Origin of the sequence: Rhodococcus sp. ZPP, assembly GCF_017656075.1 — a bacterium.
In the GTDB taxonomy this organism is placed as follows: domain Bacteria; phylum Actinomycetota; class Actinomycetes; order Mycobacteriales; family Mycobacteriaceae; genus Rhodococcus_F; species Rhodococcus_F oxybenzonivorans.
On record NZ_CP058638.1, the window covers coordinates 239714 to 252700 of the forward strand.

Sequence of the window (12987 nt, forward strand, 5' to 3'; positions counted from 1 at the left end):
CCAGTACCGGCCGCCATCGCAACGTCAAGTAGGCGCCTGATCGATCCGGCAGGTCCGACCTCACTCGGCCCGAGGAGAGGTCAATGCCTGGACCGCCGCAGTTGACATCGTCTTGACGATCGACTCCTGGTCAAGCCCTTTGTTGAGGGTGGGTACGGTATTCAACATCGAGAACACCGCCTGCGTAAGCAGGCGTACCTCCGGATCCGACAACTCTGGCCGCAGCAGCGACACTGTCGAAATCCACTCCTCGGCGTACATATTCATCGCTCGTCGAATGCGCCGGCGATCCGTTTCGGGAAACGCGTGCTCGTTCTTGAGGAAAATCAGCGTTGTCGGAGCCGCAGACAGGACCGACCTGATGTGGAATTCGACCATGGCGTCCAGCGCAGCACGCGGATCGGGTTCCGACTCCACCGTCGCCCGGGCGGACTGATGGAGAAACTCCAACGGATTCTCCACCACTGCGATGAGGAGGGCCTGCTTGTTCTGGAAGTGACGATAGAGCCCGGGAGCGGAGATTCCCGCCTTCGCGCAGATCATCTCGACCGTAACCGAGTCGTAGGGTTTGTGCAGGAACAAATCGGCGGCGACTTCCAGCAGCAGCTCCCGGCGTGACCGGCGAACCGTTGGCGCGGCTGACGGCATCTGGTCAGCCTTCATGGTTCACAACAGCAACGGGGCAGCCCGAGAAATCTGAAATCAGCACATGCCGAGTGGCACACCGCCTGCAAGCGTCGCCCGCATCCACCTTGATCAGCTCCATGCGACCAATAGTAACACTCATTAACACAATCGGACAGCAGTCGGACACCTGCCGGTGTTAGCTGCGGGCCCACACTCCCCGCGCGACCGCACACTTGCGCGCTTGGCCAGGCATGTTGCGAGCCGTGGCGAGTGAAAGCGCCCAAATGCCCGCCGAGTGTTGACAAGCTCACACTCCCGTTCTACGTTAATGCCCATTCACGTTAATGCGCATTCACACACGAAAGGTTGTGGCCATGCGATTCATCTTCATGAGCGAGGGCGAAACGCCCCCGGGGCATACCCACGAGCACCGTTACCGGGAGCTCGTCGACGAGGTCCTCCTCGCCGAAGAGGTGGGTTTTGATGCGTTCGGCACCTCTGAGCAGCATGTGGCGATTGGCACGGCGACGACGTCCGCGCCAGAGGTCCTCTATCCGTACCTGATGGCGCTGACCTCACGCATTCGGTTCGTGCACCTGGTGACCCTGTTGCCCACACGCATCAACCACGCGCTTCGGGTCGCCGAGAGGCTGGCCACCGAGGACATTCTGTCCAACGGCCGTGTGGAACTCGGTGTCGGCCGAGGCAACACCACCCTTGCACTGCGGGCCTTTGAGGTTTCACCGACGGAAAACAAGGCCCAGCAGATCGAGGGGCTCGAAGTCATTCGCCGCGCGCTGCACAACGACGTCTTCTCCTTTGTGGGCGAGCACTACAAGATCCCACCACGAAGCCTCGTACCCAGAGGACTTCAGACTCCCTATCCTCCGATCCACATGGCGACCGGGAGTCCCGAGTCTGTTCGAACTGCGGCGGAGCTCGGCGTCGGCGCGATCGTCGGAGGCTTCTACCTAGGCTTCGAATTCCTCGAGAATATGCTGCGTATCTACGATGACGCTCTCGACGGCGCGACGCACACCTACCCAGTTCAGGCACAGAAGCTCGTTGCAGTCGGCGGCGGTATGCATTGCGCAGAAACACGCGACGAAGCCGTCAAATGGGCGAGAAGCCTCACTGAATCGGTCGCGCTCTCGACCGACGCGTACCAACGCCTCTCGAAACTCTCCGACGACTACCAGTACATGGGAGCCGTCAAGCATCTGGACTTCAACGATGAGCGCTACATGTTCGAGGACTCCTCTGGCTTCATCGTGGGCGATCCCGACGACTGTGTCGCCCAGGTACAGCGGTTCGCCGACTTGGGTGCCGACTCGCTCGTTATGCGCATCGACGGGCTCCCCCACAGGGAATTGATGAAGTCGATCGAACTTTTCGGCAAGTACGTAATCCCCAAGTTCAAGAACCCCCGCGCTGTGGTGCGCACCCCTGCCGCGGTTCTGGACGACATTCGCGCCGCCCGGCCGGCCCACTACGCCGAGGTCGAAGCGTTCGAAAGTGCACAGAATGAAACAACCGGAAACAGTGTCGAGGTAGGAGAAGCACGATGAGCACATTGGCCACGGACGACATTTTCAGCCGATACCCGAAGGAGATCTTGATCGAGCGCAAGCCGAACGGGGTACTCCTCATCACCATCAATCGTCCCGAGCGACTCAACTCCCTGACGCTGCCGATGTTCAAGCATCTGTCCGAAATCTGGGAGGACGTTGACCGAGACCCCCACACGCGTGTGGCTGTCATCACCGGCGCCGGCCGCGGTTTCTGCACGGGCATGGACGTACGCGAACCAGACCCTACTCTGGATGACGCGATCGAACTCATGGAGGATGAGCGGCGGCGGATTACGACCCTCCTGAACATGGACAAGCCTCTCATCTCCGCGATCAACGGACCAGCGGTGGGCTGGGGTTTGTCGATGGCATTGCTCGCGGATATCAGCGTAGCTGCTGAAGACGCCTTGCTTCTGGACGGCCATACCCGCATCGGGGTGGTTGCCGGCGACCATTCTTCCCTGATCTGGCCGCTGCTGGTCGGCATGGCCAAAACTAAGTACTACCAGCTGACGTCCGCAAGCCTGACCGGTGCGGAGGCCGAGCGGATCGGCTTGGTGAGCCTCACTGAACCGAAAGGCGCCGTGCTCGAACGCGCCTTGGCGATCGCCGATGACCTTGCCCAGGGCTCGCAGCAGGCAATCCGCTGGACGAAGCGTTCACTGAACTCTGGTTGGCTGACCAACGCCCTTCCGCAGCAGGAATTGTCGGCTGCGTTGGAAACCCTCAACTTCGCCGGCGCAGACTACGCCGAGGCCCGACAAGCCTTCCGCGAAGGGCGACCGGCCCAATTTCCCTCCGCCCGCCGCGATGACCACCTCGTCGTTGGTTCCCCGGCGACGCAAGAAGTTGCCGGGTGAAGCATGAGAGGGCCTGAGACCACACAAACCGCCGGGTTCACCGCCGCGGACTTTACGGGTGTCCTTGTCGTCACCTTGGACCGGCCGCCGGCAAACGCACTGAACCGATCAGCCATTCGCAATCTCGCGGCGCTGTTTGCCGACCTCACCGAGATGCGTGAAGCACCCCCCGTCGTCCTCACAGGCCAGGGAGAACGATTCTTCTGCGCCGGAGGCGATATAAAGGAACTCGAACAAGCACCCCAACAAGAGTTGGACGCCCGGATGCGGGAGTTTCACACGCTACTTGTAGCAATGGACAGATACCCGCGACCGGTGATCAGCGCGATCAATGGTCACTGTGTGGGCGGTGGCATGGAGATTGCTCTGTTCGCCGATACTGTGCTGGCCGTCCACGGTGCGCGTTTTGGATTCCCAGAGATCAATAACGGCCTCCTACCGGCCGATAAGGGTATTCAGCGTGCCGCCCGACTACTCGGAGCACGTACCGCGAAGCGACTGCTGTTGTCGGGGGAACTATTCGATGCTGAAACCGCGTTGGAAATCGGTCTCGTCGATGTCCTCGCGGACCCCGCAGAGCTTGTCGCTGCGGCTGTCGCATCGGCGCGCGAGGCCGGGGCCAAGGCACCGGTGCTCTACAGCGCATTGAAACGCAGTGTCAACGATTCCGACGACTCACGCGACGAGGTCTCCCTGCATCGCACACTTGGGTCTGCCGCCGAGTACTTCGATGACCCCGTCGCCCGTGGACTACGAGATAGCTGGAACGGCAGTCGCACTCGAGGAGGTCAGGGATGAGGGTGGAGTCATGTTAGCCGTCCTCGTTGCGGGCCTGGTCAGCGGTGCGGTTCTGCTGCTCGCGACCGTGGGCTTCGAATTGGTGCGCCGGGTGGAGGGCTTCCTGAATATCGCGCTGCCCCAGCTGATCGTACTCAGTGGGTTCAGCGCGTACGGGTTCAACGTGCTGCTCGGGTTTCACTGGATAGTCTCGTGTCTCGCGGCGATCGCGGTCACGACGGTGGCGGGCGTCGTATCAGCTCGGCTGATCTTCTGGCCGATGCGCGGGCGTCCGCACTATATCCCCATGATCGCATCTGTCGGTCTCGCGTTCTTCATTCACGCAATGATCGAGGTCTTCACGGGATACGGAGTAAAGACACTCGACGTCCCTCTTCAAGAGACCTTCCGTATCGGTGGGATTGCCGTGGCCGGAATCGATCAGGTCGCTGTAATCGTCATTGCCGCTCTGGTGGTCATGGCACTGCACTTTTGGCTGTCGAAGTCCTACAGCGGACGGGCGTTGCGCGCGATGGCCAACAATCAGGCACTGGCTCAGATTCGCGGTGTCAACACCACTTATCTGCAATACATCACCTGGGCGGTAGCGAGTGCGCTGACTGCGCTGGCGGGAACGCTCATCGCCTTCACCGCACGCATTTACCCTGAGCTTGGCTGGGATCAGGTGTTGATCATCTCCGCCGCCGCAATCATCGGCGGGCTCGGCAGTATCTATGGCGTGATGCTCGCGGCAGTCCTCGTCGGTCTTACGTCAAGTCTCGCGACCCTTGTCATTCCGTCCGAATACACCCAGATGGTTGTGTTCGCGGTAATCGCCTTGGTCGTGTTCATCCGGCCTGAGGGCCTTTTCAGCGGGCCGAAGGAGCGTGTCGCATGAGCACTCTGCTGATTCTTGGCGGACTGATCACTCTAATGGGGATCTACGCCGTCGCAGCCCTGGCACTGAACCTTCAGTTCGGCGTTGGCGGGATGGTGAATTTCGGTGTGGCGGCATTCTTCGGTGTCGGCGCCTATGCCTACGCACTCACCGTTCTGCCGGCACCGTCCGGGTCATACACATACCTTCTCGGGCTCGGTTTGCCGTGGTGGGCGGGCGCAATCATTGGTGGTCTTGTATCAGCTCTGCTCGCGTTCGTTGTCGGAAGCGGCCTGCTGAAGGTCGGTGGGGAGTACCTCGCCGTTGTCTCGCTTGCGCTTGCCGAGGTGATCCGCCAGTTGTTCATCAACCAGCCGGCGATCGCCAATGGGGCGCGCGGGCTGCTGAATGCGCCGGTGCCCAGCCTCGATATCGTCCCGGGTCGAGCGCAGGTGTTGTTCGTCGCTGCGATCGTTGTGGTTGTTCTAGGAATCAGCTTCTTGCTCTTCCGGCGGGTGACTCGGTCGGCGTTCGGCCGAAGTCTGCTCGCGATCAACCAGAACGAAGCAGTGGCACGTTCGCTCGGGGTGAACGTATACGCGGTAAAGCTCAAAGCTTTCGTCTTTGCGGCGTTCTTCATGGGTCTGGCCGGAGTGATGTATGTGTGGTATCTGTCGATCCTTACTCCGACTTTCTTCAACGTGAATATCACCTTCACGGTCTTCATTGCTCTGATTATCGGCGGGACAGGCAGCAATGTCGGCGCGATTCTTGGTGCGGTTGTTCTGTTGGGCCTGCGGGAGGGCCTCACATACATTCAAGTGGACTTTATTACACCGGAGCTGCTGGCCAGCCTTCAGGACGCACTGCAAGGTTTGGTCCTCATTGTGATTCTCCTGTTCTGGCCGGGTGGCCTCTTCCGGCCGCGACTGTCCGTCTACCCGCCACCACGCTCCCCCTCCGTGACACCTGCTGTGTTGGCGACTTCTGTGGCAGGTGGTCGCTGATGACTGCACCGAATCCCTTGCTCGAAGTGAAGGGCGTTGTGAAGAGCTTCGGTCAGCTCCGGGCGCTCGACGGTGTCGATATGACCGTTAGCCGGGGCAAGGTTACAGGACTCATTGGGCCAAACGGCTCCGGCAAAACCACGCTGTTCAATGCAGTCTCCGGTTTCCTGAAGCCTGATGCAGGGACGGTCGTGTTCGACGGGCGTGTCGTGACAGGGGCTCCGACGCATCAACTTGCGCGGATGGGTCTGAAGCGCACGTTCCAGAACACTGCTGACTTCACTGACATGTCAGTCGTGCAGAATTTGCTCACCTCTGTGCGCACTGTGCCAGGCGAGCGCCTCTCACGCCTCTTCACGTCTCCGCGCGCGATCTCGGCGAGTGAGCGCAGCTTGGTCGACCGTGCATGGATTCTGCTTGATCGCCTGGGTTTGGTCGAATTGGCGAACGTCCGGGCGGGAGATCTGTCGATCGGCCAAGGCCGCCTACTGCAGATCGCCCGGCTGCTCATGGAACCGCCGTCGCTGTTGATGCTCGACGAGCCGTCCTCGGGCCTCAACCCCGACGATCAAGACCGCTTATCTGCGACAGTGCGTCAGCTGCGCGATGTAGAGGGTGTCACGGTGCTCGTCATCGAGCACAACATGTCCTTCATGAACGCAATCTCCGATGCGCTGTACGTCATGCACGACGGCCATGTCATTGCAAGCGGCCCACCGGCGGACGTCATCCGCGACCCCCTAGTTGTCGAAACCTATCTGGGAGTACGCCGTGCCACTGCTTAATGTCGAAAACCTCACCAGCGGCTACGGTCGAAACAACATCATCCGGGGCATTTCTCTTGCCGCAGAAGAAGGATCGATTACAGCCATCATTGGCCCTAATGGAGCCGGCAAGACAACCCTCGTGCAGACCATCGCCGGGGTGGTCGATGCACGCGGCGGGAGCGTCAGACTTGGTGGCGAGCCCCTCGATGGGATGTCCGCCCGCGAGCGCGCACGCCGTGGCCTCGGATATACACCTCAGCTGCGCAACGTTTTCGGTGCACTATCCGTCGAGGACAATCTGGAAGTTGTCACCCGCGCGATGCGATTGCCTCATGATCGCGTGGACGAGGTGTTCGAACTGTTTCCGATCCTCGCAGAGCGCCGAAAGCAGCGATCCGGAACGCTCTCCGGCGGACAACGCCAGCAGCTCGCAATCGCCTCCTCGCTGCTCATGCGACCACGGCTGTTGATTCTCGACGAACCCACTACCGGTCTTGCGCCCCAGATTGTCGATTCGCTCATCGAGCAGATCTGCGTCATCGAGCGCAGCGGGACCGGCGTCTTATGGATTATCGAGGAGCATCCCAGCCAGATCCTGCCACTGTGCGAACGCGTATTTCTCATGGAATCGGGCCAAATCCATCACGAGGCAAGCGGGCCGCAGCTGCTAGCTGATCCGGGCTTCGCCGAGATGTTCCTGGGTGCTCGAATCCCACAGGCGTGAGCAGCACGCATGCCTACCGCAATCGCAGAAGAGAAGCAGGCTTCACTCTCCTCGCTTCTACCAGAGAAAGTCCGACCCCCCCAAAGCAATAGTTCACAGGAGATTGAGCGATGAAAGTACTCAGAACAACAGCAGGCAAGGTATCGGTCGCATGCGTCGTCATGGCGACGGGGGCAGTGCTCACAGGTTGCGGCGACGGTGGAGGGGCGTCGGGCGTAACCACGGTGATCGGTGTGGCCGCGCCGCTATCAGGCGAAGCGGCGGTCTTCGGCGGGCCTGTCGATTCGATCACCCGAGCAGTAGTGAACCATGTCAACAAGCGCGGCGGCATCAATGGGACGACCCTCGAGGTTGTGAGCGAGGACGAGAAGTTCAACGCCGAGGATGGAGTCCGCGCCGTCACCAAGCTCATCAATAAAGACGACGCGCAATTCATCGTGGGTCCGACGTCATCGACGTTCATGGCGACGCTCAGCCAGGCAGAACGCAGCGAGGTTGCGATCGCGTCTCCGTACTCCGGCATCGTCGAGTACGACGACCAGGCCAATCCCTACACCTTCCGCACTATTGGTCCGGACACTTTCGATGGCCTGGCGGTCGCTAAAAACATCTGGGACAACGGCATCAAGACCCTGTCCATACTCTACGAAAACTCCGACTCAGCGCGAAGCACGTCGAGCTGGTTGGAGGATTATTACACGAAGCTCGGTGGCAAGGTGGTGGCGAAGGTCGCTTTCAACGGCGGACAGAGTTCCTATCTGCCGGAGGTGCGCAGCGCCTTTGAGCCTCAACCCGATATGGTGTTCCTCGCCGGCTCCGTGGAGCCCGCTGTACCGATCGTGCGCGAGTGGGCGCGGTCGGGGTTACCTGGCAAATGGGCATTTATCGCAGAGTTGACCTTCCCCGTGCTGCTCGACGAGGTTGGTGCGCAATACCTCGAAGGCGCGTACGGTCAGTCCGCGGTCGCGGCAGACTCGCCGTCCGTCGCGGGGATGCGCGATGTGCTGGTCGAGGAGTATGGCGTCGAGCAAGGTGCGGCCATCGCTCAGCAGCCAACGGCGGCCATGGCATACGATGCGATCGTTTCGGGACTCTTGGCCATGGCGGCCGGCGGCGAGGCCACCGGCACGGCGATTGCCGAGAACCTTCACAACGTGACTGATTCCGGCGGCACTCCGGTGTTCTCCCTGGATGAAGGCCTGGATCTCCTGGCGAGAGATGAAACGATCGACTATCACGGTGCCAGCGGTCCCGTCAATTTCAACTCGACGAACACTGCGGTGCCCGACTACGGGATTTATCAGGTAGTCGACGGGAAGTGGCAGGTAGTCAAGCGTTACACGGGCACCGAAATCAACGACTTAGCTGAGGAATTGCAGTGACCATGGAGATGGAGAACACTGTTTCAATGAGTTCGCGTGAGGGCGGCAGGGATGGAATACCGGTACTGCGCAGCGTCTCGGGATTCGAGGCCGTGGATCGCACCTTCGCGCAGATGTTGTGCGACCGCGCCGAGCGCGAACCGGACACGGTCGCATTCTGCAGCTGGGTTGACGGCGCTGCACGCCAGACCAGCTGGAGCGAGTATCTAGACGAAGTGCGGGCGGCCGCACTGGGCCTCCATGATCTCGGGGTGGCGCCGGGCGACCGGGTGGCCATCATGTCTTCCACCCGCCGAGAGTGGGTTGTGGCGGCACTCGGGATCCTGAGTGTGGGTGGCGTTCCCGTCGGGGTATACCCCACAAGCTCGACCCCTGAGGTAGAGCACGCGCTCGAGAGCAGCGGCGCGACCGCGATCTTCGCCGAGGGCAGGTCCGATATCGCGAAAGTAGCTGCGGTCGCTCCCAAGTTGCCGCACTTACGTGCAACTGTCAGTTTCGATGCCGAACCGGCAGACTTTCCGGAAACCGTCAAAGCAGTACATTGGGAGTCTTTACGCGCCGTCGGGAGCGCCCGGGCTGTGGCTGAGCCGGAACTGTTCTCGCTTCTTGTCGAAGCGGGCGACATCGACCAGCTGGCGGCCCTGTTTTACACCTCAGGATCCACTGGAGCGCCGAAGGGCGTGAGGCACACGCACCGCACACTCCAGTACTCGGTACTTGGTTTCGCGATGTCCTACCCCGAGATCGGCAGGTCCCGGCACGACCTCGTGGGATTCCTCGGACTTTCACATGTTGCGCCGGCTCTGATCGGAGTCTTCGCGCCGATAATGACCAGGCTCGTCGTCACCTACTGCACCATGGATCAACGGGTCGAAGCGCTCTGTGGGGTGCGGCCAACTGCTGTCCTGTGGCCGCCGAGGATGCACGAGAAGCTCGCCAGCGAAGTACTGCAGGCGCTTGCCGAGTCCGGCAGAGCTCTCCGCTTCGGATACTCGATTGCGATGAAGGTCGCGCGCAGGGTCAGCGATTTACGCTGGCGTGGGCAACAGGTGCCAAGGTACCTCGAAGTCCTCTACGGCGTGTGCCTGAAATACGTGTTCCTGCCACTGCGGGCGAAAGTCGGCATGGATCGCATCAAGGTGAGCTGGACAGCCTCCGGGAGCATGGCCCCCGACGTAACCGCGCTCTGGCATATGTGGGGTCTCGATCTTCGCGAGCTTTTCGGTACAACGGAAACGTGCGGCTCCGTGATCGCCCAGTGGGATCGCGCCTTTCCAGCGCCGGGAACCATCGGAAAGGCCATGCCCGATCCCCGGTGGGTTGTCCGTGTATCCCACGAAGGCGAGTTGCAGGTGCGCAGCCCATGTCTCTTCGACGGCTACTGGAACAATCCGGAGGCGACGGCCTCGGCGCTGGAGGAGGGGTGGTACCGCACAGGCGATCTTGTCGAGCAGAGCTCCGATGGCGAGGTGAAGATCATCGGGCGAATGAAGGATGTCCTCAAAACCAGTGGCGGCAAGAGCGTAAGCCCGCAGCCGATAGAGGTACGGCTCAAAGCGAGTCCGCTTATCGACGAGGCGATCGTTGTGGGCGAAGGCCGCAAGTACCTCACCGTACTGCTCAGCGTCAGCGACGAGGTGCAGGCAATGACTCGGGATGCCCGCGATGCTGCTCTGACCCGATGGATCGACGAGGTCAACTCCGAACTCGCCCGCCCGTTGCAATTGAAGAAGTTCCGGGTTCTGCCGCGGGCGTTGTCAGCGGCAGCGGGAGAGCTGACGGCCAAAGCCACTATCCGACGCTCTAACATCCTCGCCTCCTTCACCCATCTCGTCGACGAGATGTACGACGCAGGCGAGCAGGACGAGATTGCCCGCCAGGCCCGATTTGCCAGGCCGGATCGCAAGTAGGTGCCACCATGAACGAACTTCGGATCGAGTACATGACGAGTGCCGAGATCGGTGACGCAATCGCAGGTGGGGCCCGCACCGCGATTCTGCCCCTCGGTGCAGTCGAACAGCACGGCCGGCATCTACCGCTGTCGATGGACGCTGACCACGCCGACGCGCTTGCAGTGCGGGTCGCGCGCGACCTCGGAGGTGCGCTCGTCCTGCCGACCGTTCGTGTCGGGTACTCGCCGCATCACCTCGGATTCCCCGGCACACTGTCCCTCCGCGCATCGACTCTCGAGGCGATCTGTGAAGATTACAGCGCGCACCTGGCTGCGTCCGGTTTCGAGCGGATTGTCGTGTTCTCGGGCCACATCGGCAACTACCCGGTCATGCGCGACTTCGAGTTACGTCTGGCGGACAAATTGGCACCACTGTCGGTCATCGTCTTCACCGACAGTGAAGCGATTCTGGACGCCTGGCGCTGGGCCGCCGAGGACGTGGCCTCCCTGGGCGGCAACGTCGGTGGGCATGCTGACGTCGCAGAAACCTCCGTGATGCTCGCACTTCATCCCGACAAGGTTCGCGTCGAACGCTTTGCCCGCGGATACGCGGGCTTGGTTGACAAGAGACTCCTCGATCGTGCCTTCCTGGAGGGCATCCATTCGATATCCCCCAACGGAATCCTGGGAGACCCTGCAGGCGCGTCTGCATCCATCGGGACGGTATGCCTCGACGCCGTCACCTCACTCATTGTCCAGCATGCGCGTGCCAGGGGTGCGTGACATGCACGAAATGCGAGCAACCCCTACGCGATCATCCGACGCCGATAAATCCAATTCATCTCTCAGCCAAGGCGGTACGCCATGATGATTTTCGATCCAGTAAAGACGGGTGACTCGGAACGGGATACCACCAGGCTCCGCCGACTGTATGGGCAGTATCCGACTGGCGTCGCGGCAGTATGCGCGCTCCAGGAGGGACGACCGGTGGGAATCGTAGCTACCTCGTTCACACCAGTGTCCATGAACCCGGCGTTGGTATCGATCTGCGTGCAGCACACTTCGACGACGTGGCCGACTCTGTCGAAGGACGGCCGTCTAGGTATTTCGGTCCTGGCATCGACGCACGAAGCGGCGAGTCGCCAGATCGCGGCCAAGAACGTCGACCGGTTCGCCGGGATCTCCTGGTTCGCAGGCGAATCCACTGCAGTATTCCTAGCCGACGCCGCAGCATGGCTCGATTGCAGGATTTCGACGTCGATCCCCGCAGGGGACCACGATGTTGTAATTCTGGAGGTCAACAGCACCGCGGTAAATGAGACAGCGCAACCCCTTGTCTTTCATGACAGCCGTTTCCGCACCCTCGTGATCGGTGAGGGATAGCGATGACCGACGTCTGCGATGTGAAAAAGAGAATCGAATCCGCGACAAACGCGTTGGCCACCGGAAGGCCGGCACTGATCGTCAGTGGAGCTGACGATCAGGAGGTCGCCGATGTGCTGATTCCTGCCGCCCTAGCCGGCCCACGGTGGACCGCCTGGGCAGTTCGATACACCTCCGGGCTGTTGTGTGCGGCGATGCGTTCGACCCGGGCAGACGAGCTGGAACTGCCCGCAATGGTGAGGGGCAACGGCTCCAGCACGACAACTCCGGCCTTCGGTGTAGGGGTCGACGCCGTCGCCGGCGTCGGAACCGGTATCAGTGCGACAGACCGGTCGCGGACCGCTCGCGTGCTCGCCAGCCCGCAGACCCGCCCAGTGGATCTGACGCGGCCGGGACACGTCCTGCCGTTGAGAACGGCTTCACGTGGAGTGCTCGAGCGCCGAAACAGCGCGGAAGCGGCGGTCGACCTGTGCGAAATCGCCGGACTTTCGCCGGTAGCGCTGACGGCCACGTTGCTGGGTGATGATGGAACCCTGCTGCAGGGCACGGAACTCGCGGCCTTCGCCCAGGTTCACAGCGTTCCAGCGGTGCAGGTCCAGGATGTGGTGCACTACCGCCTACACCACGGCGACGGCCACGTTGGGCGGGTTCGCCAGACGGCTACACGGATTGTGGACCTTCCTGACAGGTGCATGCGCGTAGTCGACTTCGACGACGAACTGACCGGTGCCCACCACACAGCCTTCATCGGTTCGACGACGCCTGCGGCAGCTCCGACGGTGTACATCGTCTTCGAATGTTCGCACCGCGATCCACTCGCACCCGACTGCGGGTGCCGACAGGAGTTCGAGACCCGTCGTACCCGAATCGCCGCAGAAGGGGGGATCATCGTCTACTTGCGGTCGAACCCGCGGCCCGCCAACCAGTACACGGTTCAGGGACACGAACTCGCACAGGGATCCATCAGTTCCATCCTCACCCACCTCGGATTCACCACGGTCATCGTGTCCGGATGGCCGGGTGATCAGCACCCGACATCGGCCCGCGCGCTCCACCTGACGCCGACTGTCCGCAATCCGGCCTACAAGATCGCCGCCTCGCTCTGACTGCCTCCAACCGGG

Annotated in this window: 13 protein-coding genes; 12 read left to right on the top strand and 1 reads right to left on the bottom strand. The window is 61.5% G+C overall.

What is annotated here, in order from left to right:
* Positions 1 to 60 precede the first annotated feature (60 nt).
* The gene (locus tag HYG77_RS01170) at positions 61 to 648 is read right to left on the bottom strand and encodes a TetR/AcrR family transcriptional regulator (RefSeq protein ID WP_109329766.1); all 588 of its coding nucleotides are present in this window, start codon (positions 646 to 648) and stop codon (positions 61 to 63) included.
* A 353-nt stretch (positions 649 to 1001) separates the two neighbouring features.
* Here HYG77_RS01170 and HYG77_RS01175 point away from each other — a divergent pair, with 353 nt between their 5' ends.
* The 12 genes from HYG77_RS01175 to HYG77_RS01230 all read left to right on the top strand — a co-directional run bounded on the left by HYG77_RS01175 (position 1002) and on the right by HYG77_RS01230 (position 12972).
* On the top strand, positions 1002 to 2195 hold the full coding sequence (locus HYG77_RS01175; RefSeq protein ID WP_208961644.1) for an LLM class flavin-dependent oxidoreductase: 1194 nt from the start codon (positions 1002 to 1004) through the stop codon (positions 2193 to 2195).
* Positions 2192 to 3058: an enoyl-CoA hydratase/isomerase family protein gene (locus HYG77_RS01180; RefSeq protein WP_208961645.1), complete on the top strand. Its 867-nt coding sequence runs from the start codon at positions 2192 to 2194 to the stop codon at positions 3056 to 3058. Before HYG77_RS01175 ends, HYG77_RS01180 begins: the two co-directional genes overlap by 4 nt.
* Before the next feature lie 3 nt (positions 3059 to 3061).
* Positions 3062 to 3856, top strand: coding sequence for an enoyl-CoA hydratase/isomerase family protein (locus HYG77_RS01185; protein WP_208961646.1), 795 nt, complete (start codon positions 3062 to 3064; stop codon positions 3854 to 3856).
* A gap of 10 nt (positions 3857 to 3866) precedes the next feature.
* A complete protein-coding gene (locus tag HYG77_RS01190) occupies positions 3867 to 4733 on the top strand; it encodes a branched-chain amino acid ABC transporter permease (RefSeq protein ID WP_208961647.1) in 867 nt (288 codons plus the stop codon).
* Positions 4730 to 5719 (top strand): branched-chain amino acid ABC transporter permease, encoded by a 990-nt coding sequence (locus HYG77_RS01195; protein WP_109329756.1) that lies wholly within the window; start codon positions 4730 to 4732, stop codon positions 5717 to 5719. The genes HYG77_RS01190 and HYG77_RS01195 overlap by 4 nt, the downstream gene beginning before the upstream one ends.
* Positions 5719 to 6504, top strand: a complete 786-nt coding sequence (locus tag HYG77_RS01200; protein ID WP_109335082.1) for an ABC transporter ATP-binding protein — start codon at positions 5719 to 5721, stop codon at positions 6502 to 6504. Before HYG77_RS01195 ends, HYG77_RS01200 begins: the two co-directional genes overlap by 1 nt.
* On the top strand, positions 6491 to 7210 hold the full coding sequence (locus tag HYG77_RS01205) for an ABC transporter ATP-binding protein (RefSeq protein ID WP_208961648.1): 720 nt from the start codon (positions 6491 to 6493) through the stop codon (positions 7208 to 7210). The genes HYG77_RS01200 and HYG77_RS01205 overlap by 14 nt, the downstream gene beginning before the upstream one ends.
* Before the next feature lie 110 nt (positions 7211 to 7320).
* Positions 7321 to 8592, top strand: a complete 1272-nt coding sequence (locus HYG77_RS01210) for an ABC transporter substrate-binding protein (protein ID WP_208961649.1) — start codon at positions 7321 to 7323, stop codon at positions 8590 to 8592.
* 26 nt (positions 8593 to 8618) lie between these two features.
* Complete coding sequence (locus HYG77_RS01215) at positions 8619 to 10502, top strand: AMP-binding protein (RefSeq protein ID WP_208961650.1); 1884 nt, start codon at positions 8619 to 8621, stop codon at positions 10500 to 10502.
* Positions 10503 to 10510: 8 nt separating this feature from the next.
* Positions 10511 to 11266 carry a creatininase family protein gene (locus HYG77_RS01220; RefSeq protein WP_208961651.1) on the top strand — a complete coding sequence of 252 codons (756 nt, stop codon included), beginning with the start codon at positions 10511 to 10513 and terminating at the stop codon, positions 11264 to 11266.
* Positions 11267 to 11347: 81 nt separating this feature from the next.
* Positions 11348 to 11866 (top strand): flavin reductase family protein, encoded by a 519-nt coding sequence (locus HYG77_RS01225; RefSeq protein ID WP_208961652.1) that lies wholly within the window; start codon positions 11348 to 11350, stop codon positions 11864 to 11866.
* Between the two features lie 2 nt (positions 11867 to 11868).
* Complete coding sequence (locus tag HYG77_RS01230; protein WP_208961653.1) at positions 11869 to 12972, top strand: 3,4-dihydroxy-2-butanone-4-phosphate synthase; 1104 nt, start codon at positions 11869 to 11871, stop codon at positions 12970 to 12972.
* Positions 12973 to 12987 lie beyond the last annotated feature (15 nt).